A 25859-nucleotide genomic window follows, 5' to 3' on the forward strand; every position below is an offset into this window, starting at 1 on the left:
CAGGTCAGATGGGGTTTCCCCTCCCTGCTTCGCGTAGGCCGTGTGGGACTCGAACCCACAACCAACGGATTAAAAGTCCGCTGCTCTGCCAATTGAGCTAACGGCCCTCGGCGAATCACCCCTGAGCATAGCCCGCCGGAGCCCGGCCGCCGATCGGGTATCGGCTACCGGGCCTGTCGAGCCGCCTCCGGGGGTCGTTCATTCGGCGGTGATGCCCGCGCTCGTGCGCTTGTGATCCGGTTTGAGGAACCAGTGGCGGGCCGACACGACCCACCACGTCGCCGCGAAACCCAGGACGGCCAGGACGGCGATCGGGGCGTAGTTGAACGTCTCCCAGGTGACCGGGGACAGCTGCGGCAGCATTGTGCCCTTGCAGCCCTGCCGGCCGGGAGGCTGCCACCACGCTGGGCGCCTCCGCCGAGTCCCGCTCGACGATGTCCGCCTTGCCGTCACCGGTGATGTCGCCGACTCCGACAACGGTGTTGTACGAGGCGGCCCAGCCCTTCAGCTCGCCGGATGCCAACAGCCGCTCCACCTGCGAGGGAAGGGAAAATAAAAGCGGCCCACTCATAACCGGAAGCGGGCCCAACTCCTGAGGAGCGGACCCGCTTTCGGTTCATCAATTGTTCAGTTGTTTTTAGCTTGCGCGTGAACGTCAGCCGTTGCGCTTCCAGCGCGGCTTGTCGTCGCGGCGGCCGAAGGAACCGGTGTTGGTGCCGGTGCCCGTGCCACCGCGGTGGTCGTCGCGGCGGCCGGTCGGGCGGTCGCTGCCACCAGAGCGGAAGCCGCCCGAGGGGCGGTCGTCACGACGGTCGCGGTTGAACGGACGGTCGCTGCCACCGGAGCGGAAGCCACCGGACGGGCGGTCGTCACGACGGTCGCGGTTGAACGACGGGCGGTCGTTGTCGCGGTTGAACGACGGACGGTCGTTGTCACGGCGGAAACCGCCCGACGGCCGGTCGTCACGACGCTGGAAACCACCACGGTCACCACCGCGGTCGTCACGACGGTCGCGGTTGAACGACGGACGGTCGTTGTCACGGCGGAAACCGCCCGACGGCCGGTCGTCACGACGCTGGAAACCACCACGGTCACCACCGCGGTCGTCACGACGGTCGCGGTTGAACGACGGACGGTCGTTGTCACGGCGGAAACCGCCCGACGGCCGGTCGTCACGACGCTGGAAACCACCACGGTCACCACCACGGTCACCACCGCGGTACCCGCCGCGGTCGCCGCCCCGGTCGTCCCGGCGGTCGCCGCCGCGGTTGTCCCGGCGGTCGAAGTTGCCGCGGTCGTCGCGCCGGTCGTCGCGCGCTGTGGGCTGCTCCGGTACGGAGACGGCGGCCTCGATCGCGGCCTCCGCCTCGGCGGCGACCTCGGCGACTGCTGCCTCGGGGTCCTCGCCCCGCTCGCGCGCGGCACGGGCGACCAGGCGGTCAGCCTCCTCGCGGAGCTCACCGGCGCGGCGCTGGACGCGCTCCAGCTGCTTGGTCAGGTCGGCGACCTCGCGCTCCGCCTGCTTGGCGGCGTTGTTCGCGGAGTCGGCCTGGACCTCGGTCAGCGAACGGGCGCCGGTGATCTCGGCGACCTCCGGGTCGAAGGCGCCCGCGCCGCCGACGATGTGGCGCGAGGCGTCGACGCCCGCGTCCTCCATCAGGCGGAAGATCTGGCGACGCTGGTGCGGCAGCGCCAGGGAGACGACGACACCGGACTTGCCGGCTCGGGCGGTACGGCCCGAGCGGTGCAGGTAGTCCTTGTGGTCACCGGCGGGGTCCACGTTCAGCACCAGGTCGATGCCGTCGACGTGGATACCGCGGGCGGCGACGTCGGTCGCGACGAGCGCGTTGACGTAACCGTCCTTGAAGTCGGCGAGCACGCGGGTACGGGCACCCTGCGTCATGCCACCGTGCAGCGCGTCCGCCTTCACGCCCGCCTCGACGAGCTGCTCGGCGATGCGGTCGGCGCCCAGCTGGGTGCGGACGAAGATGATCGTGCGGCCCTTGCGGGCTGCGATGGCCGAGGTGACCGGCGCCTTGTCCTTCGGCTTCACGACGAGGACGTGGTGCGTCATGGTCGTGACGTTGCCCTGGGCGCTGTCGACCTCGTGGCTCACCGGGTTGCTCAGGTAGCGCTTGACCAGCGTGCCGATCTCGTTCTCCATGGTTGCGGAGAAGAGCATGCGCTGACCGCCGACCGGAACCTGGTCGAGCAGCTCGGTGACCTCGGGCAGGAAGCCCAGGTCGGACATCTGGTCGGCCTCGTCGAGGACGGCGACCTGGACGTTCTCCAGGGAGCATGCTCCCCGGTTGATGATGTCGCGCAGTCGGCCCGGGGTGGCGACGAGGATGTCGACACCGCGCTCCAGCGCGTAGATCTGGTTGCCCATCGACGTACCGCCGCAGACGACCTTCATCTTGAGGCCGAGCACGTCGCCGTAGGGCTGCAGCGCGTCCGCGACCTGCATCGCGAGCTCACGGGTCGGGGTGAGGATGACCGCGCGGGGCTTCTTCTTCTCGGTGTGACCGCCGGCCAGCGTGGCCAGGGTCGGCAGACCGAAGGAGAGCGTCTTGCCGGAGCCGGTACGGCCGCGGCCCAGGATGTCCTTGCCGGCCAGCGCGTCCGGAATGGTCGCGGCCTGGATCGGGAAGGGCGCGGTCACACCGTTCTGCGCGAGCTTGCGGACGATGCCCTCGGGCAGGCCCAGGTCGGCGAAGGTGATGGTCGGCTCGGCGTCGGTGGCGGAGTCGGTGGTGGCCTCGGTGGAGCCGGTGAAGTCGACGGACTCGGCCGTCTCGACCGGCTCGGACACCTCGGCGGCCTCGGCCACTACGGCCTCGGCTTCGGTGACAATCTCGTCGTTCTCGGGCACGACGGTGTTGTCAGAGCTGAAATTGGACATGCGAAATGCGAAACCTTCCGGAGTCTCGGCACGCGCCCATAACTCCGTGATTCGCAATTTCGACCGCCTCAATGCGGTCCAGCCACGGCAAGGGAGAGTACGCGCCACACGGCGCTCTTCTGTGTCGGCGCCGGGCAATGGGATCAAACGATCTACCACCATACGCACTCTCACCCGCATTGCGCAAACCACACGCTCCGGACCACCCGCTACACCGGCCCCACCTGCGGCGATGCCTCGGGAGTCCGCAGCGCCTCCATGTCGCCCGGCACACTCATCGCGTCACTGCGGAACTGCGCGGCCGGAGACGCGGAGGGCACCGGCGGCGGACTTGAGGGTTCCGGGTCGGGTGAGCTCGGCGGCTCCGGGGTGACCGGCGCGGAGGGCACCGACGGCTCCGCGGACGGCACCGGCTGCTGCGGCCCCCCGCCCCCCGGCGGGGACGGCACCGGCAGATGCCCGCCCCGGGTCGGCGACGGATCACCGGACCCCACGCCCGCATGCGCGCCACCGGGTACGACCGAGGCGCGCGCCGACGCGCTCGGCCTCGGCGATTCGGCGGCCTCCCGGTCGGAGTGCGCCTCCGCGCCCTCTCCGGTACGGGCCCGTCCCGTACCCGCCACCGTGGAGCCTTCCGGTTCACCCGACGAGCCCCTCTGCTCGGCCGACCGCGACGGGGCCGGCTTCCCGCCGTCGTCGCTGATGCTCATGCAGCCGGTGGACGCGGCAATCGTCACTGCGGTGAGGGCTGCCCATCGGACAGGGGCGGGCAACTGGCGCACGGGTGGCACCTCCGGGAGGCGAGGAGCGAAGAAGGGCGGGAACGGACGGGGGCACTGTGCCCAACTCCCGTTCCCCCGCATGGGACACGCCCCACGCGCCACCGACCCCTTCGCCGTCGGCCCCCTCGCCGCTGCTCTCCCGGGCGTACTCAGCCGTAACCGAGCGCGTGCAGCCGCTCGTCGTCGATGCCGAAGTGGTGGGCGATCTCATGGACGACCGTGATTTCCGTCTCGGCCACGACGTCCTCGCGCGACTCGCACATCCGCAGCGTCGGCCCGCGGTAGATCGTGATCCGGTCCGGCAGCACCCCGGCGTACCACTCGCCGCGCTCGGTCAGCGGCGTGCCCTCGTACAGCCCGAGCAGCTCCCGGTCACCGGGGTCCGGTTCGTCCTCGACAAACACCGCGACGTTGTCCATCAGCCGCGTCAGCTCCGGCGGAATCCGGTCCAGGGCCTCGGCGACCAGTTCCTCGAACTCTTCGCGCGTCATCTCCAGCACACCGCCATTGTCACGTACCCCCGCCCGACCGGCCCCGGACCGCCACTCCCTGTCCCGTCCCGCAATCCCGCGCCCCCCCCGAACCCGGGCATACGTGCCGAAGGTGCGCGCCCCGGTGCTCCATCCGGACCACGCGACTCGCCGTCCGCAGGCCTGGGACGAGATCACGCTCGGCGGGCTCGGCCTGACAACGGCCGAGGTCAGCCGCCATCTGCCGGAGGAAAACCAACCCGGAGCGACCCCTTCGCCTATTCGGTTTGGCTGACACCGAAACGCCGTAGTACAGTCTCCGACGTGCCCAAGGGCGCCGGTCAGGGCTTGACCGTTCCGAGACCCCAGAGGTTGAAGAAGAAGCGGAACCTCTTGAGGGGAAGCGGAGTCACATGCCCTCATCGTCTAGTGGCCCAGGACGCCGCCCTTTCAAGGCGGTAGCACGGGTTCGAATCCCGTTGGGGGCACGCACCACCTTGTGCGACACTTAGTCGCACAACAGCTTGGTCCTGTGGAGCAGTTTGGAGTGCTCGCCACCCTGTCAAGGTGGAGGCCGCGGGTTCAAATCCCGTCAGGACCGCTGCAGCTTGTAAGTGCTGCGTGGCTGGGTAGCTCAGTTGGTACGAGCGATCGCCTGAAAAGCGATAGGTCGCCGGTTCGATCCCGGCCCCAGCCACCTCTCGAAGGCCCCATCCACCGGATGGGGCCTTCGTCGTGTCAGGCCTCTTCCCGCTCCGCGGACTTCGCATCCCGACGGCGCCGGGCCCGCACCCCGAGAACCAGCAGCGCCACCGCCACCACCGTCACCAGCGCGGCCGCGTCCGGCACCTGCTTGCCGATCCGCTGCGCCCACTGCTCGACGGCGAACGAATCGTCCACGTCCAGCAGCCCGGGCAGGGCGGTCGTCCCGTCGTAGGCCAGGAACAGCGCGCCGAGCCCGATGAAGAACAGCCCCGACAGCAGGGTCGTGGTGTGCAGTTCGAAGCGGCCGAGCCGGAAGGTCCGGCCGCGCAGCCAGGCGCGGCGCCCGAGGTCGAAGCGCTCCCAGACCAGCGCCAGCAGGAACAGCGGGACCGCCATGCCCAGGGCGTAGACGGCGAGCAGCAGTCCGCCGTAGACCGGGCTGGCGCTGACCGCCGCCACCGTCAGGACGCTGCCGAGGATCGGTCCGGCGCAGAACCCGGCCAGCCCGTAGACGGCGCCGAGGGCGTAGACCGACACGGCGGTCGTCGGCCGGATCCGCCCGCTGAGGGCCGCGATCCGGCGCGAGGCGAAGCCGAGGCCCACGATCTGGGCCACGCCGAGCCCGATGATCAGCCAGCCGGCGCCGAGGACCAGCTGGTCGCGGTGGCTGTAGAAGAGCCGTCCGGCGTACGAGCCCGCGGCGCCGAGCGGCACGAGGGTGGTGGCCAGACCTGCGTAGAAGATGCCGGTACGGGCCAGCAGCCGCGAGACCGAGTCGATGGAGTAGGCGAAGAAGGCGGGCAGCAACAGGGCGCTGCAGGGGCTGACCAGGGCCAGCAGCCCGCCGAGGAAGGCGGCGAAGTAGCCGATGTCCACCGTCACTTGTCGGCGCCCCCGGAGTCACCGGAGTCACCGGAGCCCTTGGAACGGCTCTCCCCCTTGGCGTCCTTGGTGTTGGCGGCCTTGTCGGCCGCCGCCTGGATGACCTGCTCGAAGACCTCCACCGGCTGCGCTCCGGCCAGCGGGCGGCCGTTGATCAGGAAGGTCGGGGTGGAGCTCGCGCCGATCCCGTACCCCTCCTCCTGGTCCTTGCTCACCGCGGCGGAAGCAGCCGCGCCGTCCGCGTCGCGTACGAACCGGCCGAGGTCCCGCACCCCCGCCTCCTTGGCGAGCGCCTTCAGCCGGTCCTTGCCGAAGCCCTTCTCCTTGGCCCCTTCTGTGTAGGCGGCTGCATGGAACTGCCAGAAGCGGCCCTGCTGCCCGGCGGCCCAGGCAGCGCGTGCGACGGCCTCGGATTCGGCGCCGAAGATCGGGAAGTTGCGCCACTCGATGCGCAGGGTGCCGTTGTCGACGTACTTCTTCACCAGGGCGGGTTCGGTGTCCCGGGCGAACTTGCCGCAGTAGCCGCACTTGAAGTCGGCGTACTCGATGAGAACCACCGGCGCGTCGACCGGGCCCTGCGCGAGTCTGTCGGCGGGGTCGCGGCGGGCCAGCCTCGCCAGTTCCGGGAAGACACCGGCGTCCGGGTCGGCGGTGACATCGGCGGCCGAAGTCGAGGAGGAGGGGCCGGAGCGGTCGGCGGGGGCGGTGGCGCGGTAGGAGACGAAGCCGAGCAGCGCGGCGGCGAGGACGACACCGGTGCCGTAGAGCAGCGGCTTCCTGGACGAGGAGTTTGTGGGCGTGGGCATGGCGGGACTCCGTGCTCGTGGTGCGGGAGGGGGAAGGGAACGACCGGGTGGCGGGCACCCGGTCTAAACCCGCAGCACGGAGAGTTCCACCGGGGACGGCGTGGCAGGCTCCGGCCCGCGCAGTCCGACGCGTACGCGCGGCTCCGCGGGCCCCTGCCCGGGAGCGGTGCCCAGCCCCCATTCGGCGAGACCGGGCGCCTGGTCGTGCGCGGCACGGGCCCGGACGGGTACGCCGGGCTCGGTGCTGTCGTGCGTCGTGCCGTTGCCGCAGCCGGGCACCCCCTGACCGCCGACGGCCGGGGCGGCCACCGCGGTGCCGGAATCCCCGGACGCGGTCGCCGCCGTCACCGCAGTGGTGGGCCCGGAGAACAGCCCCAGCGCGACCGCGAGCACCGCCACCAGGCAACACCACTGCGTACGGGACACGGACGAGGGCCTTTCCACTGCGGTACGAAGATCAGTTGCCCGAAATGGTACGTGCTGTGATCAGGAGCTCCCCCGCAGTCATCGCGGCCGTGACGCAGACCGCGCGAAATAGGTTCGCCGTTCCTCGTGCCCGGGTGCGATCCTGGCACCCGTATGTCTACTTCCTTTGCCGATCTCCAGTCCCAGCTCGGACACGTCTCGCTCCGCGACGCGCACCGGCTCGGCCGCCGCCTCGAAGGGGCGCGCCGGATCCGTAAGCCCGAGGCCCGGCAGGCCGTGCTGGACGAGATCGCCACCCAGGCCGGGAAGGCAGCCCAGCGGCTCGCGGGGCGCGCCGAACGGATGCCCGCTCTCTCGTACCCGGAAGAACTTCCGGTCAGCCAGAAGAAGGACGAGATCCTGGAGGCGATACGCGACCACCAGGTCGTGATCGTCGCCGGGGAGACCGGCTCCGGCAAGACCACGCAGATCCCGAAGATCTGCATGGAGCTGGGGCGCGGCGTCCGGGGCATGATCGGGCACACCCAGCCGCGCCGGATCGCGGCCCGTACGGTCGCCGAGCGCGTCGCCGACGAGCTGAAGACCCCGCTCGGTGAGGCGGTCGGCTGGAAGGTCCGCTTCACCGACCAGGTGAACCCGGACGCGACGTATCTGAAGCTGATGACGGACGGCATCCTGCTGGCCGAGATCCAGACGGACCGCGAGCTGCTCGCGTACGACACGATCATCATCGACGAGGCCCACGAGAGGTCGCTGAACATCGACTTCCTGCTGGGCTATCTGGCCCGGCTGCTGCCCGAGCGCCCCGACCTGAAGGTCGTCATCACCTCGGCGACCATCGACCCGGAGCGCTTCGCCCGGCACTTCGGTGATGCGCCGATCGTCGAGGTAAGCGGGCGTACGTACCCGGTCGAGGTGCGCTACCGGCCCCTGTTGGAAGAAGACACGGACGACTCCGACCGCGACCAGATCACCGCGATCTGCGACGCCGTCGACGAGCTCCAGTCCGAGGGCCCCGGCGATGTCCTGGTCTTCCTCTCCGGCGAGCGCGAGATCCGCGACACCGCGGACGCCCTGAACAAGAAGAACCTCCGCCACACCGAGGTGCTCCCCCTCTACGCGCGCCTGTCGCACGCCGAGCAGCACCGGGTGTTCCAGCGCCACACCGGCCGCAGGATCGTTCTGGCGACGAACGTCGCCGAGACCTCGCTGACCGTCCCCGGCATCAAGTACGTGATCGACCCGGGCAACGCCCGCATCTCCCGCTACAGTCACCGCACCAAGGTCCAGCGGCTGCCGATCGAACGGATCTCGCAGGCCAGCGCCAACCAGCGCAAGGGGCGCTGCGGCCGTACCTCGGACGGCATCTGCATCCGGCTGTACTCCGAGGACGACTTCCTGACCCGCCCGGAGTTCACGGACGCGGAGATCCTCCGTACGAACCTGGCGTCCGTCATCCTCCAGATGACCGCGGCCGGCCTCGGCGACATCGAGAAGTTCCCCTTCATCGACCCGCCGGACCACCGCAACATCCGCGACGGTGTGCAGCTGCTCCAGGAGCTCGGCGCACTCGACCTGGAGGAGAAGTCCCCCCAGGAGGGGAAGAAGGGGCAACGGCTGACGCAGCTGGGGCGGAAGCTCTCGCAGCTGCCCGTCGACCCGCGCCTCGCCCGCATGGTCATCGAGGCCGACCGCAACGGCTGCACGCGCGAGGTCATGGTGATCGCCGCCGCGCTCTCCATCCAGGACCCGCGCGAGCGGCCCTCGGACAAGCAGACGCAGGCCGATCAGCAGCACGCCCGCTTCAAGGACGAGACGTCGGACTTCCTGGCGTTCCTGAATCTGTGGCGGTACATCCGCGAGCAGCAGAAGGAGCGCGGCTCGTCCAGCTTCCGCCGGATGTGCAAGCAGGAGTATCTGAACTTCCTGCGCATCCGCGAATGGCAGGACATCTATACGCAGCTGCGTACGGTCGCCAAGCAGATGGGGATCCACCCCAACGAGGAGGATGCGCCGGAGCAGGCGGTGCACACCTCGCTGCTGGCCGGGCTGCTGTCGCACATCGGACTGAAGGACACCGAGAAGAACGAGTACCTGGGTGCGCGCAGCGCCAAGTTCGCGATCTTCCCCGGTTCGGCGCTCTTCAAGAAGCAGCCGCGGTTCGTGATGTCGGCCGAGCTGGTCGAGACGTCCCGGCTGTGGGCGCGGGTCAACGCCAGGGTCGAGCCGGAGTGGATCGAACCGCTGGCCCAGCATCTGCTGAAGCGCACCTACAGCGAGCCGCACTGGGAGAAGGACCAGGCGGCGGTGATGGCGTACGAGCGGGTCACGCTGTACGGCGTACCGATCGTCGCCCAGCGCAAGATCAATTTCGGCCGGATCGACGCCGAGGCGTCCCGCGATCTCTTCATCCGGAACGCACTGGTCGAGGGCGACTGGCGGACGCACCACCAGTTCTTCCATGACAACCGCAAACTTCTCGGCGAGGTCGAGGAGTTGGAACACCGGGCGCGGCGCCGCGACATCCTCGTGGACGACGAGACGCTCTTCGACTTCTACGACCGGCGGATCCCGGAGCATGTCGTCTCCGGCGCGCACTTCGACTCCTGGTGGAAGCACAAGCGCCGCGACGAGCCGGAGGCGCTCGACTTCGAGCGCTCGATGCTCATCAACGAGAAGGCCGGGGCCGTCACCAAGGACGACTACCCGGACTCCTGGCGGCAGGGGAAGCTCAAGTTCAAGGTGACGTACCAGTTCGAGCCCGGCGCGGACGCGGACGGTGTGACCGTTCACATCCCGCTCCAGGTGCTCAACCAGGTCACCCCCGAGGGCTTCGACTGGCAGATCCCCGGCCTGCGCGAGGACGTGGTCACCGAGCTGATCCGCTCGCTGCCCAAGCCGATCCGCCGGCACTACGTCCCCGCGCCGAACTACGCGGGCCGGTTCCTGGACCGGGCGGTGCCGCTGCAGGAGCCGCTGCCGGTCACCCTCGCGCGTGAGCTCCAGCAGATGGTCGGGGTCCCGGTCTCCGCCGACGACTTCGATCTCTCCCGGATCCCGGACCACCTCAAGATCACGTTCCGGATCGTCGACGAGCGGCGCCGCAGGGTGGCCGAGGACAAGGACCTGGAGGCACTGAAGCTCCAGCTGCGCCCCAAGGCCCGTCAGGCCCTCTCCAAGGCTGCTGCGGCCACCGCGGGGCCCTCGGGCGAGTCCATCGAGCGTTCGGGGCTCACGGACTGGACGATCGGCACGCTGAACCGGGTCTTCGAGACCCGGCGGGCCGGCCAGCCGGTCAAGGCCTACCCGGCGCTCGTGGAGCAGGAGGGAGCCGCGGCGGGCACCGTGGCCGTAAGGCTCTTCGACACCGAGGCCGAGCAGCAGCAGGCGATGTGGCGCGGCACCCGGAAGCTGATCCTGCTGAACATCCCGGTGAACCCGGCGAAGTTCGCCTCGGACAAGCTGACGAACCAGCAGAAGCTCGCCCTGTCCCGCAATCCGCACGGCTCCATCCAGGCGCTGTTCGAGGACTGCGCGACCGCTGCCGCGGACCGGCTGATCGGCGCCCACGGCGGGCCGGCCTGGGACGAGGAGTCGTTCCGGAAGCTGTACGACAAGGTTCGCGCCGATCTCGTCGCGCTGACCGAGCACACGGTCGCCCAGGTGCAGCAGGTGCTGGCTGCCTGGCAGTCCTGCGAGCGGCGCCTGAAGGCCACCAACAGCCTGGTCCTGGTCAACAACGTCACCGATGTAAGGAACCAGCTCGCCACCCTCGTACCGCCGGGCTTCGTCACGAGGACCGGGCTGCGCAGACTGCCCGACCTGATGCGCTACCTGGTCGCCGCGGACCGCCGGCTCCAGCAGATGCCGACGGCCGTCCAGCGCGACACCACGCGCATGGAGAAGGTCCACGAGATGCAGGACGAGTACGCCTGGCTGCTCGAACAGATGCCGCAGGGCAGGCCCGTTCCGCAGGAGGTCCTGGACATCCGCTGGATGATCGAGGAGCTTCGGGTGAGCTATTTCGCGCACGCCCTGGGCACCGCGTACCCCGTCTCGGACAAGCGGATCGTGAAGGCGATCGACGCCGCGGCTCCGTGATCGGGCGCCCCTCGGGGGCGTAAGGGAGCCACCACCAGGAGTGAAGTCGACCGGAGCCGCCAATCTCCTGTACAGTCTGGTTTCGCAGGCAGCCGCAAGGAAGCCGCGAAAACCTGGTCCTGTGGAGCAGTTTGGAGTGCTCGCCACCCTGTCAAGGTGGAGGCCGCGGGTTCAAATCCCGTCAGGACCGCAGTAACGAAAGCCCGGATCCTTCTGGATCCGGGCTTTCGCGCGTCTTGACTCCGGCAACTGCCGACGGGTACTCAGACAGCAGGGGCCGCCCCTGTTCCTCGGCGCGGGGCGGCGCGGTCCACCGGGAGGTGGCGCGGATGGCTGCGTCCACGGCGAGGCACGAGACCCGCGCGCTGCTGCGCGCCCATCTGGCGGCCGCTTCCGGCTACCGGCATCTCACCCCGCACTGCCCGATCTGCCACCTGCTCCTGAGGCTCGCCATGGAGCCCGTGACGGCCTCCCGGCCCGTTCCGCCCCCCAAACCGCCCGCGTCATCCGGCAGGGCTCCAGCGGCCGTTCAGGAGGCCGCGGCGCTCGCCGCCCCCATGACCGCCCCCGAAGAACAGGACTGCGCCGACAGGACCGAGGATGAAAGCCCTGCCGCCACGTGACGAAGGGCGAGGACATCCGCCTCCCGGCAGCGGCAGGCTCGATCTTGGCAAGACTCGGGCTATGTGACGGGTGTCACTGAATGAGTTTTGAGAAATGGTGACTTTACACCCTTCCTACAACTGGCGAATTTAATATGTGCAATTGCACCCCTCGGAAGACGCTTCCACAGGGAGGCCCGAGGGCAGCCCACGAGCCTCGGGCGACCCCCCGGGGGACCCGCCCGTCCGGGTCGGATGCGCCCGCACAGCACTCCATGCGACGCCGGAGCCCCGGCCCGTCGGCCGCCCCGCGGGCACAAAAAAGATCGCGCTGGACCCGGCGGAGTCCAGCGCGATCGAACGACGTACCCCGTATTGCACAGGTATGGCGCCCGTTGGGGCGGGCGCCCGTCGTGTGGAGCTATGGGTGGGCGAACGCGGGTTGGGGGACCCGGTCAGCCCGGTTGTGACGCGGCGACAGGGGTATGTCAGGCCTCGCTGCGCTGCTGCGGAATACCCGCAAGCAGTGCGCGGACCTCTGCCTCGCGGTACCGGCGATGTCCACCGAGCGTGCGGATGGACGTGAGCTTGCCTGCCTTGGCCCAACGGGTGACCGTCTTCGGGTCCACGCGGAACATCGTGGCAACCTCAGCCGGGGTCAGCAGCGGCTCGGCATCAGGGGTGCGAGCGGTCATGAGCGGCCTCCTCGGGAGAACCGAACCATCTCGGTTCTTTCCTCTAAATTCTGCACCTTGACCCGCGTTGCCCGAAATGGCGGACGCGGGCCGAGTCGGTTATAGGACGAACGGCTTGTCCTCGGCACTACAACTACACCATCCGTCCAGCCGCGTCGGCCAAACCGATGGAATTGCCCTCCCAGGTGTTCATCAGCGACGGAAGCCGATGGACCATGCCATAGCGGACAGTCACACCACTGTGACGATCAGTCACAGAGCGATCAGGGGTCACCAGACCCCCCATAGCGTGCAATGCAGAGCAATCCGCCCTAATTGGACGGATGGAGTCCTCCCCGGACTCCTTGTCCTATTTTGGCACGAGGAGTAGGGAAGGGCGCAAGGGCCCCGTTAGTGCTATCCGTCACCCTTGAGGCAAAGGCCCGGTTCGGGACGTAGGTCCTAGGGCCACAGGAGTACGCTCCCGCCACTTTGCCCTCACCACCCTCATGAGTCACACGGACGAGCCGCAGGGGAGGCCGGTTCCCGGCCCCGCACCGCCGGACTCAGCTGGCGAACTGACGGTCCCTCACGGCCCGCCAGCGCTCCGCCAGCCGCCCGTACGCCTCACTCGCCCCCTCGGTGTCACCGGCCCGCAGCGCCGCGATGCCCTCGGCGACATCCGCGGCCGACCGGTCCCCGGCGAGCTGCTCGGCCGACAGCACGTGCACCAGACCGCCGTAGTCGAGCTCGACCAGCGCGCGCGGATGGAACTCCTCCAGCCACCGACCGACGTCCACCAGGCCCTCGGTCAGCGGCCCCTCGTCGACGGTCTCCCTCAGCGTCTTCAGCGACCTGGCCAGCCGGCGGCGCGCCTGCACCATCGGGGTCCGGTAGCGCAACCCCGGCGCTCCCCCGCCGTCGGCCGCCTCCGTGTGCTCCCGTTCCTCGTCCGAGAAGAGGACGAACCAGCGCACCGGTACCTGCCAGACCGCGGTCCGGATCCACGGCCGGGCGTCCGGATTGCGCTCCGCCCACCGCTCGTGGTCCGCGAGCACCTGCCCGCGCACCACCGGCGGCAGCACCACGTCGAGCACCGGGGCCGGGAACATCTCCGCCAGCTCCTCCAGCGCCAGCCAGCCGCGCAGCCGGGTCCGCCACGGACAGACGCACACCACGCCGTCCACCTCGGCGACGAACGCGTCCCCGCTCTCGTGCACCGGCACCCCGACCGGCGGAGTGGCCGCCAAGTCGGCCAGCGAACGCCGGAGTTCGTCCTGCGCCGTGGGGATGCGGTCGCGCCCCGCGTAGCGGGCCCAGTGGGCCCGCTCCGGCTCCGGAAAGGCGGCCAGCGGTTCGTACACCCGGAGATAGGACGCGTAAGGGACGAGCACCGAAGACACCACCGACATGCCTCAGATCGTGTCACGCCCGTACGCCGCCGGGGGGTGATCCTTGGCACTGGAACAGATCTACGCCCGCGTAGGACTTACGCTCGTGCCCAGTCGGACCGTCCGTGCCGGTCGGTCCGGGCCCTCCCCACCTTCAGGAGGGTCTTCCGCCGCTTCGTACTTGGGAGTCACCACCGTGACCGATGTGACCGACGGCGTCCTGCACACCCTGTTCCAATCGGATCAGGGGGGACACGAGCAAGTCGTGCTCTGTCAGGACCGTGCCAGCGGCCTCAAGGCCGTCATTGCCATCCACTCCACCGCCCTGGGCCCGGCCCTCGGCGGCACCCGCTTCTATCCGTACGCCTCCGAGGAGGAGGCCGTCGCGGATGCGCTGAACCTGGCGCGCGGCATGTCGTACAAGAACGCCATGGCCGGTCTCGACCACGGCGGCGGCAAGGCCGTCATCATCGGCGACCCTGAGAAGATCAAGACCGAGGAACTGCTGCTGGCCTACGGCCGGGCCGTGTCCTCGCTCGGCGGGCGCTACGTGACCGCCTGCGACGTCGGCACGTACGTCGCCGACATGGACATCGTCGCCCGCGAGTGCCGATGGACCACCGGCCGCTCCCCGGAGAACGGCGGCGCCGGCGACTCCTCCGTCCTCACCGCGTTCGGTGTCTTCCAGGGCATGCGGGCCTCGGCCCAGCACCTCTGGGGCGACCCGACGCTGCGTGGCCGAAAAGTGGCGGTCGCGGGCGTCGGCAAGGTCGGCCACCACCTCATCGAACATCTGCTGTCGGACGGCGCCGAGGTCGTGGTCACGGACGTCCGGGAGGAATCGGTACGCCGGATCACCGATCTCCACCCCGAGGTCGCCGTCGCCGCGGACACCGCCGCGCTGATCCGTACCGAAGGTCTCGACATCTACGCCCCGTGCGCGCTCGGCGGTGCGCTGAATGACGAGACCGTCCCGGTACTCACGGCCAAGGTGGTGTGCGGCGCGGCCAACAACCAGCTGGCGCACCCGGGTGTCGAGAAGGATCTCGCGGACCGTTCGATCCTGTACGCCCCCGACTACGTGGTGAACGCGGGCGGCGTCATCCAGGTCGCCGACGAGCTGCACGGCTTCGACTTCGACCGGTGCAAGGCGAAGGCGTCGAAAATCTTCGACACCACGCTGGCCATATTCGCACGTGCGAAGGAAGACGGCATTCCGCCGGCCGCGGCGGCCGACCGGATCGCCGAGCAGCGGATGGCCGAGGCGCGGCGCGCCTGACCGGTCGTCACCGACGGTCGCGGGGCCCTCACCGGGTGTCGCGGCCGTTCTTCGGACCGCTGACCCGCCGACCGGCGAGACAAGACTCACGCCGGTCGGCGGGTCGCATGCCGAGAAGAGGTTAAAATCGCAGTTGACCAGCGAGGACAGGGCTTCTCGTTGGTCCTGTTCCGGGGCGTGTGATGCGGGCGGCGTACCGTATGGCCACGGAAGCAGGTACCGTTAAAGCCCTACGGGCACGGTCTCTCTTCCGAGAGTCCGTCCTGAAACATGAACGCGTGTCAAGACTCTGGGGCCGTCGAGCCCCGTCACCGAGGGGGTCGAGCCATGGGGCGCGGCCGGGCAAAGGCCAAGCAGACAAAGGTCGCCCGCCAGCTGAAGTACAGCAGCGGCGGGACTGACCTGTCGCGTCTGGCCAATGAGCTGGGCGCATCGCCTTCGAGTCAACCACCGAACGCAGAGCCGTTCGAGGACGACGACGAGGAAGATGACCCGTACGCACAGTACGCGGATCTGTACAACGATGACGACGATGAGGACGAGGACGACCAGTCCGGTCCGTCGTCACAGCGCCGCGGCGCTTGACCTCGCGCTGACACATCAACCCGGTCCGGGCTTGCCCGGACCGGGTTCTGTGTTGCGCTTTTCGAGGCCGATCGGCAGCTTGATCCTGCCTGGCGACCAAGGGCAGGACGGTCACCGGACGGTACCGGTGCGCCCTGCCCCCGCCGCGTGTCCTAGTTGCCGGTCACGGCACTAGCGCGCGTACGCGCCGACCAGCCCGGCACCCGAGCCGTGCGTACCGCGGTCCGTGATCTCGCCGGCCACCCAGGAGTCGACCCCACGGTCGGCCAGCGTCGTCAGAGCGGCATCCACGGATTCCGCCGGGACGATCGCGATCATGCCGACGCCCATGTTGAGCGTCTTCTCCAGCTCCAGCTGCTCGACCTGACCGGCCTTGCCGACCAGGTCGAAGACCGCGCCGGGCGTCCACGTGGAGCGGTCGACGGTGGCGTGCAGGGCGTCCGGGACGACCCGGGCCAGGTTGTTGGCGAGACCGCCGCCGGTGACGTGGCTGAAGCCGTGCACCTCGGTCGTACGGGTCAGCGCCAGGCAGTCCAGCGAGTAGATCCTGGTGGGCTCCAGGAGCTCCTCGCCGAGCGTGCGGCCGAATTCCTCGACGTCGCGGTCCAGCGCCCAGCCGGCCCGGTCGAAGAAGACGTGGCGGACGAGCGAGTACCCGTTGGAGTGAAGACCGGACGACGCCATCGCGATGACCGCGTCACCCTTACGGATACGGTCCGGGCCGAGCAGCCGGTCGGCCTCGACCACACCCGTACCGGCGCCCGCGACATCGAAGTCGTCGGGACCGAGGAGGCCCGGGTGTTCGGCGGTCTCGCCGCCGATCAGGGCGCATCCGGCCAGTACGCAGCCTTCGGCGATGCCCTTCACGATGGACGCGACACGCTCGGGGTGCACTTTGCCGACGCAGATGTAGTCGGTCATGAAGAGCGGCTCGGCGCCGCAGACGACCAGGTCGTCGACGACCATGCCGACGAGGTCGTGGCCGATGGTGTCGTACACGCCCATCTTGCGGGCGAGGTCGACCTTCGTGCCGACGCCGTCGGTGGCGGAGGCGAGCAGCGGACGCTCGTAGCGCTTGAGGGCCGAGGCGTCGAAGAGGCCGGCGAATCCGCCGAGGCCGCCAAGGCCCGCGACCTCTGGGCGCTGCGTCTTCTTCACCCACTCCTTCATCAGCTCGACGGCACGGTCGCCGGCCTCGATGTCGACGCCCGCTGCCGCGTAGGAAGCACCTGTTGTCTCAGACATTGCCTGGGATCTTTCGTGTGGAGATACGGGGCTGGTGCGCGTGGCCGGTCACGGACGACGCAGTGCGTCGGCCGCGGCGGTCGCCGCAGGGCCTGCCGCCAGCTCGGTCTCCAGCAGCTGCTTGCCGAGCAGCTCCGGGTCCGGGAGCTCCATCGGGTACTCACCGTCGAAGCAGGCGCGGCACAGGTTCGGCTTGGCGATCGTGGTCGCCTCGACCATCGCGTCGAGCGAGATGTACGCGAGCGAGTCGGCCCCCATCGACGTGGAGATCTCGTCGACCGTCATGCCGTTGGCGATCAGCTCCGCGCGGGTCGCGAAGTCGATGCCGAAGAAACAGGGCCACTTCACCGGCGGGGACGAGATCCGGATGTGGATCTCGGCGGCACCGGCCTCGCGGAGCATCCGGACCAGTGCGCGCTGGGTGTTGCCGCGGACGATCGAGTCGTCGACGACCACCAGGCGCTTGCCCTTGATGACTTCCTTGAGCGGGTTCAGCTTGAGGCGGATGCCCAGCTGGCGAATGGTCTGGGAGGGCTGGATGAAGGTCCGGCCGACGTACGCGTTCTTGACCAGACCGGCGCCGAACGGGATGCCGCTGGCTTCCGCGTAGCCGATGGCGGCGGGCGTGCCGGACTCCGGAGTCGCTATGACCAGATCGGCCTCGACCGGGGCCTCGGCGGCCAGCCTGCGGCCCATCTCCACGCGGGAGAGGTACACGTTGCGCCCGGCGATGTCGGTGTCGGGGCGGGCCAGATAGACGTACTCGAAGACACAGCCCTTGGGCTTCGCTTCCGCGAAGCGCGAGGTGCGCAGGCCATTCTCGTCGATGGCGACGAGCTCGCCCGGCTCGATCTCGCGGACGAAGCTGGCACCGCAGATGTCGAGGGCGGCGGACTCGGAGGCCACCACCCAGCCACGCTCCAGCCGGCCGAGGACCAGCGGGCGGATGCCCTGCGGGTCACGGGCTGCGTAGAGGGTGTGCTCATCCATGAAGACGAGCGAGAAGGCGCCCTTCACCTCGGGAAGCACCGCGGCGGCGGCCTCCTCGATGGTGAGCGGCTTGCCGTCGTCGTCGGTCTGGCCGGCGAGCAGAGCGGTCACCAGATCGGTGTCATTCGTCGCGGCGACCTGGGTGGCGCGGCCGTCCTTACGGGGAAGGTCGGCAACCATCTCGGCGAGCTGGGCCGTATTGACCAGATTGCCGTTGTGACCCAGGGCGATCGAGCCGTGCGCGGTCGCACGGAACGTCGGCTGCGCGTTCTCCCACACCGAGGCACCGGTGGTGGAGTAGCGGGCATGACCGACCGCGATATGGCCCTGGAGAGATCCCAGAGACGTTTCGTCGAAGACCTGCGAGACCAGTCCCATGTCCTTGAAGACCAGGATCTGGGACCCGTTGCTCACTGCGATGCCCGCGGACTCCTGTCCACGGTGCTGCAGGGCATACAGTCCGAAATAGGTGAGCTTGGCGACCTCTTCGCCCGGAGCCCAGACACCGAAGACGCCGCAAGCGTCCTGGGGGCCTTTTTCTCCGGGGAGCAGGTCGTGGTTGAGTCGTCCATCACCACGGGGCACACCACCGAGTGTAGGCGAGATCGACCACTGGTCCGAATTGGGGATACCCCGTCGGAGCACCGGGGAAGAGGCCCGAAGCGCCGCTCCGGGGGCCGCGCGCGCGGTCACGGGCAGTGACGGAATTCGGCTGTCGGCGGGGGGCGGAGGCGGGGCAGGATCCGCCACAGGGCGGCTGACGCCCCGCCTACCGGCGGGTTACAGGCTAGTTCAAGCCAGGGGGTGTCCCCGGGGATGCCGGGCCCGGTGGTGGCGCTCGGTGAGTCCGCCGACGGGGCGTCGGGGGCACTGGCCGAACGCTCGTTTCGTGGTGAGCCTCACACCGGGCGCGGGCCGCGGAGGCCGGTATGCGGCTTCTCTGCACCGGCGGCGTCAACGCCGGGTCCTGTGCGCGGGCCGCTGGTGCGTCGCGCGCGGGGTCCCCGGTGCGCCTCGCCCCGGCGTCCGGAGTGCCCCGGTTCCCCTCAGCGGAGCAGCGGCAGCAGGTCGCCGAGATCGGCCCGCTCACCGCCGGCACTGACCTCTGCCGCATCGAGCGCCGCCCGCCACTGCGTACGCCCGGTCGCGAGCCGGATCCAGGTCAGCGGATCGGTCTCGACGACGTTGGGCGGCGTACCGCGCGTGTGCTTCGGGCCCGCGACGCACTGGACGACGGCGAACGGCGGAACGCGCACCTCCACCGAGCCGCCGGGCGCCTTCTCCGCGAGGGCGTCGGTGAGCAGCCGGGTGCAGGCGGCGAGTGCCTGCCGGTCGTACGGGACGTCGAGTCCGGTCGCCGCGCTCAGGTCATCGGTGTGCACGACGAGTTCGACGGTGCGGGTGACGAGGAAGTCACCCAGCCGCATCACACCGGCCCGGGTCGGCAGCAGCCGGTCCTCGCCCACGCCAGGCACCACCGCGTCGAACCGGTCGGCGACCTCCGCGTACAACGCGTCGAGGTCGGGACGGTCCGCGGCGAGCGCCCTGGTGTCGTCGGCGATCCGGCCGGCCCGCCCCGCGGTCGTGAACAGCCACTCCAGCAGGGAGACCTCGGGCTTCTCGCCGGGCGGCTCGGGCAGCTCCAGGTTCCGGCAGACGTTCGAGACCGCCATGGTCAGATGGGCGGCCAGCTCCCGCACCGTCCACTCCCCGAGCCGGGTCGGCAGAGCGAGCTGATCGGGCGTCAGTGTGCTGACCGCAGACCGGACATGGGCGAACTGCGCCTGTACGGCGGTGCGGGTCCGGGCGAGGTCGTAGCGGCGGGCGCGCTTCTGGGACGGCGGCATGGGAGCGAGCCTACGGGGTGACCCCACGACGAAGCCCCCGCCCGGCGGACCGGGCGGGGGCTTGGACGTCACGCAGTGGAACAGCGCGTCAGCCTCTCAGGCGAGCAGGCCGGGGATCGTCGCCTCGTGGGCCGTGCGGAGCTCGCTCAGCGGGATGCTGAACTCGCCCTGGACCTCGATCTCCTCGCCGTCCACGACACCGATCCGGGTGACGGGCAGACCCCGCGCCCCGCACATGTCGTTGAAGCGGAGCTCCTCGCTGCGCGGAATCGAGACGACCGCGCGGCCCGCAGACTCGGAGAAGAGGAACGTGAACGCGTCCAGACCGTCCGGCACGACCAGCCGGGCGCCCTTCCCGCCGCGGAGGCAGGACTCGGTGACCGCCTGGATCAGGCCGCCGTCGGAGAGGTCGTGCGCCGCGTCGACCATGCCGTCGCGGGACGCCGAGATCAGGATCTCGCCGAGCAGCTTCTCGCGGCCCAGGTCGACCTTGGGCGGCAGCCCGCCGAGGTGGTTGTGGACGACCTCGGACCAGGCCGAGCCGCCGAACTCCTCACGCGTGTCGCCGAGCAGGTAGAGGAGCTGGCCCTCTTCCTTGAAGGCGACCGGCGTACGCCGCGTCACGTCGTCGATCACACCGAGCACGGCCACGACCGGCGTCGGGTGGATCGCCGTCTCACCGGTCTGGTTGTACAGCGACACATTGCCGCCGGTGACCGGGGTGCCGAGCTCCAGGCAGCCGTCCGCGAGACCACGGGTGGCCTCGGCGAACTGCCACATGACGTCCGGGTCCTCGGGCGAACCGAAGTTCAGGCAGTCCGAGATGGCGAGCGGCTTGGCGCCGGAGGTGGCGACATTGCGGTACGCCTCCGCCAGCGCGAGCTGCGCACCCGTGTACGGGTCGAGCTTCGCGTACCGGCCGTTGCCGTCGGTCGCCATGGCCACGCCCAGGTTCGACTTCTCGTCGATCCGGACCATGCCGGCGTCCTCGGGCATCGCGAGCACGGTGTTGCCCTGCACGAACCTGTCGTACTGGTCCGTGATCCACGCCTTCGAGGCCTGGTTCGGGGAGGCGACCAGCTTCAGCACCTGCTCGCGCAGTTCGGCGGCGTTCGCCGGGCGGGCGAGCTTGTTCGCGTCGTCGGCCTGCAGCGCGTCCTGCCAGGACGGGCGGGCGAACGGGCGGTGGTACGTCGGGCCCTCATGGGCGACGGACCGCGGCGGCACGTCGACGATCTGCTCGCCGTGCCAGAAGATCTCCAGCTGCGAGCCCTCGGTCACCTCACCGATGACGGTGGCGATGACGTCCCACTTCTCGCAGATCTCCAGGAAGCGGTCCACGTGCTGCGGCTCGACGATCGCGCACATGCGCTCCTGCGACTCGCTCATGAGGATTTCCTCGGGCGAGAGGGAGGAGTCGCGCAGCGGAACGGTGTCCAGCTCGACGCGCATACCGCCGGAACCGGCGGAGGCCAGCTCCGAGGTGGCACAGGAGAGACCCGCGCCGCCGAGGTCCTGGATGCCCGCGACGAGCTTCTCGCCGAAGATCTCCAGGGTGCACTCGATGAGGAGCTTCTCCTGGAACGGGTCGCCGACCTGGACGGCCGGGCGCTTCGCCGGACCGGTCGACTCGAAGGTCTCCGAGGCCAGGACCGAGACGCCGCCGATGCCGTCGCCGCCGGTGCGGGCGCCGTACAGGATCACCTTGTTGCCGGGGCCGGAGGCCTGGGCCAGGTGGATGTCCTCGTGCTTCATCACACCGATGCAGCCGGCGTTGACGAGCGGGTTGCCCTGGTAGCAGGCGTCGAAGACGACCTCGCCGCCGATGTTGGGCAGTCCCAGGCAGTTGCCGTACCCGCCGATACCCGCGACGACACCCGGGAGGACCCGCTTGGTGTCGGGGTGGTCGGCCGCTCCGAACCGCAGCGGGTCGACGACCGCGACCGGACGGGCACCCATGGCGAGGATGTCGCGGACGATGCCGCCGATGCCGGTGGCCGCGCCCTGGTAGGGCTCGATGTACGAGGGGTGGTTGTGCGACTCGACCTTGAACGTGACCGCGTAACCCTGACCGACGTCGACCACACCGGCGTTCTCGCCGATGCCGACGAGCATCGCGTCGTTGACGGGGACCTTCTCGCCGAACTGCTTGAGGTGGACCTTGCTGCTCTTGTACGAGCAGTGCTCGGACCACATCACGGAGTACATGGCGAGCTCGGCGCCGGTGGGACGGCGGCCCAGGATCTCGCGGATCCGGGCGTACTCGTCCTCCTTGAGGCCGAGCTCCTTCCAGGGCTGCTCGACGTCCGGGGTCTCGGCCGCGTGCTTGACCGTATCCAGGCTCATGCGTTGACCAGCTTCTTGATGATCGAGGTGAAGAAACCGAGACCGTCGGTGCGACCGGTTCCGATCAGCGGCTCGACGGCGTGCTCCGGGTGCGGCATCAGACCGACGACATTGCCCGCGGCGTTGGTGATGCCGGCGATGTCGCGGAGCGAGCCGTTGGGGTTCACGTCCAGGTAGCGGAAGGCGACGCGGCCCTCCGCCTCCAGCTCGTCGAGGACGCGCTCATCGGCGACGTAACGCCCGTCCATGTTCTTGAGCGGTACGGAGATCTCCTGGCCCGCGGAGTAGTCCGAGGTCCAGGCGGTCTCCGCGTTCTCGACGCGGAGCTTCTGGTCGCGGCAGATGAAGTGCAGGTGGTTGTTGCGCAGCATCGCTCCGGGCAGCAGGTGCGCCTCGGTCAGGATCTGGAAGCCGTTGCAGATGCCGAGGACCGGCATCCCCGCCCTGGCCTGCTCGATGACGGTCTCCATGACCGGCGAGAACCGGGAGATGGACCCGGCCCGCAGATAGTCGCCGTAGGAGAAGCCGCCCGCCAGGATGACCGCGTCGACCTGGTGCAGGTCCTTGTCGCGGTGCCACAGCGATACGGGTTCGGCGCCCGCGACCCGTACGGCCCTCAGGCTGTCCTGGTCGTCGAGCGTGCCCGGAAAGGTGACGACTCCGATACGAGCAGTCACTTCGGCTCCTCGGCCTTCTCCACCTTCACGGTGAAGTCCTCGATGACGGTGTTGGCGAGGAACGTCTCGGCCATCTCGTGAATGCGACCGAGGGCGGCATCATCGACCGGCCCCTCGACCTCCAGCTCGAAACGCTTTCCCTGACGTACGTCCGCGATTCCCTCGAAGCCGAGACGGGGCAGTGCACGCTGCACCGCCTGTCCCTGCGGGTCGAGGATCTCCGGCTTGAGCATGACGTCGACTACGACGCGTGCCACTGGCACTCCCGGTGGTGGTGTGGTGCGGCTGTTTCTCCGGGGGGCTCCCCAGACCCCCGCAGGTCCCCTCAGCCTACCTGGCCAGAAATTCTACGCGGGTAGATATCAAACAGGCTTGATCACGTGGAGATATCGACCGTGACAACAGGCGGGAAAAGTCCCGCGAAGAGAAATCCTCACGACACATACATAGGATGTGGACACGCGGAGGCAATTGGCTGGGCTTCACAATGCGGTGCCTGTCGCTGTACAAATGATTACCGGGGAAAGCAGGATTGCCCCTAAACAGTCGACACCGGTCGACCCACATCCGCCTAGCAGCCGGAAGGCCGGTCATCAGCGCACGCCAGACGCGCCGATGCCGTAGGAAAGGACCGATATCCGTGGCTCAGCGCGTAGTGGTCACCCTCTCCGACGACATCGACGGGGGAACAGCGGCGGAAACGGTCACCTTCGCCCTGGACGGGAAGTCGTACGAGATCGACCTGAATCCGTCCAATGCAAAGAAACTGCGCAAGGTCCTCGCGCCGTACATGGCGGCCGGCCGCAAGCAGACAACTGCCGGCAAGCGCGGCAAGACTCCCGTCTCGTACCGGCACACCTCATTGGCGCCCGACCCGGCGGCCGTGCGCGCCTGGGCCCGCTCGCACCGGATGGAGGTACCGGCCCGCGGCCGGATCCCCAAGAAGGTCTACGAGGCGTTCCGCGAGGCCAGTTGAACGACACCCGGCACAGGCCCCGCGGCGACACCCCGGGGCACCGACTTGCGCGACACCCCATCAGATCGGCTAGAGTCTGGAGCACGCCGAGGGGCAAGGCCGAAAAGCCGGGCCTCACGCAGCGTGCGGGTGTAGTTCAGTAGCAGAACATCCCCCTTCCAGGGGGAAGGCGCAGTGTGCAATTCCTGTCACCCGCTCTGCATCGCTCTTAACAACCACTCCGGTGGATCGGGTAGAGTGGTGTTCGCACCGCCCAGTGAAAGCTGAGCGGCAGCAATGCGGACGTGGCTCAGTTGGTAGAGCATCACCTTGCCAAGGTGAGGGTCGCGAGTTCGAATCTCGTCGTCCGCTCTTGACCGAAGGCCCTGGTCGATATCGACCAGGGCCTTCGTCGTATTCCGGCACCCGTCGCCGTGATCCCCATGACGTTTGTCGCGAGCAGTGGGGACAGCTCACACTGCTCGCCATCCCGGTGCGGCAGCCGCACACGGCCCCCTGAGGAACGACGACCGCGCAGACCGTGCGCGTGCTGCTCGCCGACAACGAGCATCCGATGCGGGGCGCGCCGGCCGCGCTGCTCGCGCCGGAGGACGACCTCGTCGTGGTCGCGGAGGCGGCGACCGGTCCGGAGGCGCTCGCCATGGCGCGCGCCCACCGCCCCGATGTCGCGGTCCTCGATCTGGAGATGCCGGGTGCGGACGGTGTGAGTGTGGCCACATCACTACGGGCTGAACTGCCCGGCTGCCGGACCATGATCGTGAGGAGTCATTGTCGCCCCGGACATCTGAAACGGGCGCTCGCGGCGGGCGTGCGGGCGTTCGTCCCGAAGACGGTCGGCGCCCGGCAGCCGGCCGGAATCATCCGTACCGTCCACGCCGGAAACCGTTATGTGGACCCGGAGTTGGCGGCCGACGCGATGTCCGCCGGGGACTCGCCGCTGACGGTGCGCGAGGCCGAGGTACTGGAACTGGCGGCGGACGGGGCGCCGGTCGCGGAGATCGCGGAGCGGGCGTCGCTGTCGCAGGGAACCGTACGGAACTACCTCTCCGCGGCCGCTTCGAAGCTCGGCGCGGAGAACCGTCATGCGGCGGTGCGTCTCGCGCGGGAGCGCGGATGGGTATAGTAGGCATCGCGCTTCGGCGCATGCGAACGTAGCTCAGCTGGTAGAGCGCAACCTTGCCAAGGTTGAGGTCGCGAGTTCGAACCTCGTCGTTCGCTCCACACAAGAAGGCCCCGGTCCTGTGACCGGGGCCTTCTTCATGTCCTACTGCCAGGTGTGGCCGGTGAGGAGCTCGTACGCCTCCAGGTACTTCGCCCGTGTCGCGTCGACGATCTCCTGCGGCAGCGCCGGGGGCGGCTGCTCGCTCTTCCGGTCCCAGCCGGAGGCCGGTGATGTCAGCCAGTCGCGGACGAACTGCTTGTCGTACGAGGGCTGCGCCTTGCCCGGCTCCCAGGCGGCGGCCGGCCAGAAGCGGGACGAGTCCGGGGTCAGCACCTCGTCCGCGATGATCAGGTCCTCACCGTCGAAGCCGAACTCGAACTTGGTGTCCGCGAGGATGATGCCGCGCTCGCGGGCGATGTCGCGGGCGCGGGCGTAGACGTCGAGGGTGGTGCGGCGCAGCAGGGCCGCGGTCTCCGCACCGACCTCCCGCGCCACTTCCTCGTACGACACGTTCTCGTCGTGGTCACCGACGGCCGCCTTGGTGGCGGGGGTGAAGATCGGTGCCGGGAGTACGGATCCGTCGACGAGCCCCTCGGGGAGGGCGAGTCCACAGACCGTACGGGACTCGTTGTACTCGACGAGGCCCGAGCCGGTGAGATAGCCGCGGGCGACGCACTCGACGGGTACCATCCGCAGCGACTTGCAGATCAGCGTCCGCCCGGCCCAGTCGGCGGGGGCTCCGGCGGGGAGCTCCGTGGACAGGACGTGGTTCGGGACGAGATCGGACAGCTGGTCGAACCACCACAGCGACAGCTGGGTGAGGACGCGGCCCTTGTCGGGGATCTCGGTGGGCAGGACCCAGTCGTACGCGGACATACGGTCGCTGGCGACCATGACGAGGTCGCCCGCCTCGTTCCGGTACAGCTCGCGCACCTTGCCGGTGTGGAGGTGGGTGAGTCCGGGGACCACCACCGGCTCGGGCTTTTCTACAAATCCGGACACGCTGCCTCC

At 69.3% G+C, this 25859-nt stretch carries 21 protein-coding genes, 8 tRNA genes and 1 pseudogene; 13 read left to right on the forward strand and 17 right to left on the reverse strand.

Annotated features, from left to right (window positions below; translation table 11 throughout):
- Nucleotides 1-34: 34 nt before the first annotated feature.
- The 5 genes and pseudogenes from OH809_RS20310 to OH809_RS20330 all read right to left on the reverse strand — a co-directional run bounded on the left by OH809_RS20310 (nt 35) and on the right by OH809_RS20330 (nt 4184).
- A tRNA-Lys gene (locus OH809_RS20310) sits at nt 35-107 on the reverse strand.
- A 91-nt stretch (nt 108-198) separates the two neighbouring features.
- A pseudogene (locus tag OH809_RS20315) lies at nt 199-363 on the reverse strand (amino acid permease); the annotation flags it as partial.
- A 292-nt stretch (nt 364-655) separates the two neighbouring features.
- Nucleotides 656-2902, reverse strand: a complete 2247-nt coding sequence (locus OH809_RS20320; RefSeq protein ID WP_406421083.1) for a DEAD/DEAH box helicase — start codon at nt 2900-2902, stop codon at nt 656-658.
- Nucleotides 2903-3111: 209 nt separating this feature from the next.
- On the reverse strand, nt 3112-3684 hold the full coding sequence (locus OH809_RS20325) for a hypothetical protein (RefSeq protein WP_406421082.1): 573 nt from the start codon (nt 3682-3684) through the stop codon (nt 3112-3114).
- A gap of 149 nt (nt 3685-3833) precedes the next feature.
- On the reverse strand, nt 3834-4184 hold the full coding sequence (locus OH809_RS20330; protein WP_037695181.1) for a metallopeptidase family protein: 351 nt from the start codon (nt 4182-4184) through the stop codon (nt 3834-3836).
- 385 nt (nt 4185-4569) lie between these two features.
- Between OH809_RS20330 and OH809_RS20335 the strand changes: the two genes are divergently transcribed.
- The 3 genes from OH809_RS20335 (at nt 4570) to OH809_RS20345 (ending at nt 4851) form a co-directional block, all read left to right on the forward strand.
- Nucleotides 4570-4642: transfer RNA gene (locus OH809_RS20335), tRNA-Glu, on the forward strand.
- 38 nt (nt 4643-4680) lie between these two features.
- Nucleotides 4681-4755: transfer RNA gene (locus tag OH809_RS20340), tRNA-Asp, on the forward strand.
- A 22-nt stretch (nt 4756-4777) separates the two neighbouring features.
- Nucleotides 4778-4851: transfer RNA gene (locus OH809_RS20345), tRNA-Phe, on the forward strand.
- Between the two features lie 41 nt (nt 4852-4892).
- Here OH809_RS20345 and OH809_RS20350 read toward each other — a convergent pair.
- From OH809_RS20350 to OH809_RS20360, 3 genes are all read right to left on the reverse strand, one after another.
- Nucleotides 4893-5741, reverse strand: coding sequence for a cytochrome c biogenesis CcdA family protein (locus OH809_RS20350; protein ID WP_406421081.1), 849 nt, complete (start codon nt 5739-5741; stop codon nt 4893-4895).
- Nucleotides 5738-6547, reverse strand: a complete 810-nt coding sequence (locus OH809_RS20355; RefSeq protein ID WP_406421080.1) for a DsbA family protein — start codon at nt 6545-6547, stop codon at nt 5738-5740. The genes OH809_RS20350 and OH809_RS20355 overlap by 4 nt, the downstream gene beginning before the upstream one ends.
- Before the next feature lie 63 nt (nt 6548-6610).
- The gene (locus tag OH809_RS20360) at nt 6611-6973 is read right to left on the reverse strand and encodes a hypothetical protein (RefSeq protein ID WP_406421079.1); all 363 of its coding nucleotides are present in this window, start codon (nt 6971-6973) and stop codon (nt 6611-6613) included.
- 153 nt (nt 6974-7126) lie between these two features.
- Here OH809_RS20360 and hrpA point away from each other — a divergent pair, with 153 nt between their 5' ends.
- The 3 genes from hrpA to OH809_RS20375 all read left to right on the forward strand — a co-directional run bounded on the left by hrpA (nt 7127) and on the right by OH809_RS20375 (nt 11697).
- The gene (gene hrpA / locus OH809_RS20365; RefSeq protein WP_406515425.1) at nt 7127-11074 is read left to right on the forward strand and encodes an ATP-dependent RNA helicase HrpA; all 3948 of its coding nucleotides are present in this window, start codon (nt 7127-7129) and stop codon (nt 11072-11074) included.
- A 115-nt stretch (nt 11075-11189) separates the two neighbouring features.
- Nucleotides 11190-11264: transfer RNA gene (locus OH809_RS20370), tRNA-Asp, on the forward strand.
- Between the two features lie 139 nt (nt 11265-11403).
- Nucleotides 11404-11697 carry a DUF6274 family protein gene (locus OH809_RS20375; RefSeq protein ID WP_406421077.1) on the forward strand — a complete coding sequence of 98 codons (294 nt, stop codon included), beginning with the start codon at nt 11404-11406 and terminating at the stop codon, nt 11695-11697.
- Between the two features lie 467 nt (nt 11698-12164).
- Here OH809_RS20375 and bldC read toward each other — a convergent pair whose 3' ends face one another.
- Both bldC and OH809_RS20385 read right to left on the reverse strand, forming a co-directional pair.
- Nucleotides 12165-12371 (reverse strand): developmental transcriptional regulator BldC, encoded by a 207-nt coding sequence (gene bldC / locus OH809_RS20380; protein WP_003949541.1) that lies wholly within the window; start codon nt 12369-12371, stop codon nt 12165-12167.
- A gap of 545 nt (nt 12372-12916) precedes the next feature.
- Nucleotides 12917-13762 (reverse strand): hypothetical protein, encoded by an 846-nt coding sequence (locus OH809_RS20385; protein WP_406515426.1) that lies wholly within the window; start codon nt 13760-13762, stop codon nt 12917-12919.
- A gap of 175 nt (nt 13763-13937) precedes the next feature.
- Here OH809_RS20385 and OH809_RS20390 point away from each other — a divergent pair, with 175 nt between their 5' ends.
- Nucleotides 13938-15020 carry a Leu/Phe/Val dehydrogenase gene (locus OH809_RS20390; protein ID WP_406421075.1) on the forward strand — a complete coding sequence of 361 codons (1083 nt, stop codon included), beginning with the start codon at nt 13938-13940 and terminating at the stop codon, nt 15018-15020.
- 327 nt (nt 15021-15347) lie between these two features.
- Nucleotides 15348-15605, forward strand: a complete 258-nt coding sequence (locus OH809_RS20395) for a DUF3073 domain-containing protein (protein WP_030979949.1) — start codon at nt 15348-15350, stop codon at nt 15603-15605.
- A gap of 171 nt (nt 15606-15776) precedes the next feature.
- On the opposite strand, the gene purM is transcribed toward OH809_RS20395, so the two are convergent.
- The 6 genes from purM to purS form a co-directional block, all read right to left on the reverse strand.
- The gene (purM, locus tag OH809_RS20400) at nt 15777-16850 is read right to left on the reverse strand and encodes a phosphoribosylformylglycinamidine cyclo-ligase (protein WP_406421074.1); all 1074 of its coding nucleotides are present in this window, start codon (nt 16848-16850) and stop codon (nt 15777-15779) included.
- A 48-nt stretch (nt 16851-16898) separates the two neighbouring features.
- Nucleotides 16899-18425, reverse strand: a complete 1527-nt coding sequence (purF, locus tag OH809_RS20405) for an amidophosphoribosyltransferase (protein ID WP_406421073.1) — start codon at nt 18423-18425, stop codon at nt 16899-16901.
- Nucleotides 18426-18886: 461 nt separating this feature from the next.
- Nucleotides 18887-19687 carry a sterol carrier family protein gene (locus OH809_RS20410; protein ID WP_406515427.1) on the reverse strand — a complete coding sequence of 267 codons (801 nt, stop codon included), beginning with the start codon at nt 19685-19687 and terminating at the stop codon, nt 18887-18889.
- Nucleotides 19688-19783: 96 nt separating this feature from the next.
- On the reverse strand, nt 19784-22033 hold the full coding sequence (gene purL, locus OH809_RS20415) for a phosphoribosylformylglycinamidine synthase subunit PurL (protein WP_406421071.1): 2250 nt from the start codon (nt 22031-22033) through the stop codon (nt 19784-19786).
- A complete protein-coding gene (purQ, locus tag OH809_RS20420) occupies nt 22030-22710 on the reverse strand; it encodes a phosphoribosylformylglycinamidine synthase subunit PurQ (RefSeq protein ID WP_406421070.1) in 681 nt (226 codons plus the stop codon). The genes purL and purQ overlap by 4 nt, the downstream gene beginning before the upstream one ends.
- On the reverse strand, nt 22707-22967 hold the full coding sequence (purS, locus tag OH809_RS20425) for a phosphoribosylformylglycinamidine synthase subunit PurS (RefSeq protein WP_124720043.1): 261 nt from the start codon (nt 22965-22967) through the stop codon (nt 22707-22709). The genes purQ and purS overlap by 4 nt, the downstream gene beginning before the upstream one ends.
- 383 nt (nt 22968-23350) lie before the next feature.
- On the opposite strand from purS, the gene OH809_RS20430 reads away from it, so the two are divergent.
- The 5 genes from OH809_RS20430 to OH809_RS20450 all read left to right on the forward strand — a co-directional run bounded on the left by OH809_RS20430 (nt 23351) and on the right by OH809_RS20450 (nt 24907).
- On the forward strand, nt 23351-23686 hold the full coding sequence (locus OH809_RS20430) for an Lsr2 family protein (protein WP_406421069.1): 336 nt from the start codon (nt 23351-23353) through the stop codon (nt 23684-23686).
- 125 nt (nt 23687-23811) lie between these two features.
- Nucleotides 23812-23883: transfer RNA gene (locus OH809_RS20435), tRNA-Gly, on the forward strand.
- Between the two features lie 81 nt (nt 23884-23964).
- Nucleotides 23965-24037, forward strand: a tRNA-Gly gene (locus OH809_RS20440).
- A 169-nt stretch (nt 24038-24206) separates the two neighbouring features.
- The gene (locus OH809_RS20445; RefSeq protein WP_406421068.1) at nt 24207-24809 is read left to right on the forward strand and encodes a response regulator; all 603 of its coding nucleotides are present in this window, start codon (nt 24207-24209) and stop codon (nt 24807-24809) included.
- Nucleotides 24810-24831: 22 nt separating this feature from the next.
- Nucleotides 24832-24907 (forward strand) — tRNA-Gly (locus OH809_RS20450).
- A gap of 43 nt (nt 24908-24950) precedes the next feature.
- Here OH809_RS20450 and OH809_RS20455 read toward each other — a convergent pair.
- Nucleotides 24951-25850, reverse strand: coding sequence for a phosphoribosylaminoimidazolesuccinocarboxamide synthase (locus tag OH809_RS20455; RefSeq protein ID WP_406421067.1), 900 nt, complete (start codon nt 25848-25850; stop codon nt 24951-24953).
- Nucleotides 25851-25859: the final 9 nt, after the last annotated feature.

The organism is Streptomyces sp. NBC_00873, from assembly GCF_045207415.1.
GTDB lineage: Bacteria > Actinomycetota > Actinomycetes > Streptomycetales > Streptomycetaceae > Streptomyces.

Bases quoted from the DNA above. Each gene is read 5' to 3' on its own strand.
- OH809_RS20320 (WP_406421083.1), bottom strand. From the start codon at position 2,902: ATGTCCAATTTCAGCTCTGACAACACCGTCGTGCCCGAGAACGACGAG.
- OH809_RS20355 (WP_406421080.1), bottom strand. From the start codon at position 6,547: ATGCCCACGCCCACAAACTCCTCGTCCAGGAAGCCGCTGCTCTACGGC.
- hrpA (WP_406515425.1), top strand. From the start codon at position 7,127: ATGTCTACTTCCTTTGCCGATCTCCAGTCCCAGCTCGGACACGTCTCG.
- OH809_RS20375 (WP_406421077.1), top strand. From the start codon at position 11,404: ATGGCTGCGTCCACGGCGAGGCACGAGACCCGCGCGCTGCTGCGCGCC.
- bldC (WP_003949541.1), bottom strand. From the start codon at position 12,371: ATGACCGCTCGCACCCCTGATGCCGAGCCGCTGCTGACCCCGGCTGAG.
- OH809_RS20385 (WP_406515426.1), bottom strand. From the start codon at position 13,762: ATGTCGGTGGTGTCTTCGGTGCTCGTCCCTTACGCGTCCTATCTCCGG.
- OH809_RS20395 (WP_030979949.1), top strand. From the start codon at position 15,348: ATGGGGCGCGGCCGGGCAAAGGCCAAGCAGACAAAGGTCGCCCGCCAG.
- purM (WP_406421074.1), bottom strand. From the start codon at position 16,850: ATGTCTGAGACAACAGGTGCTTCCTACGCGGCAGCGGGCGTCGACATC.
- OH809_RS20410 (WP_406515427.1), bottom strand. From the start codon at position 19,687: ATGCCGCCGTCCCAGAAGCGCGCCCGCCGCTACGACCTCGCCCGGACC.
- purL (WP_406421071.1), bottom strand. From the start codon at position 22,033: ATGAGCCTGGATACGGTCAAGCACGCGGCCGAGACCCCGGACGTCGAG.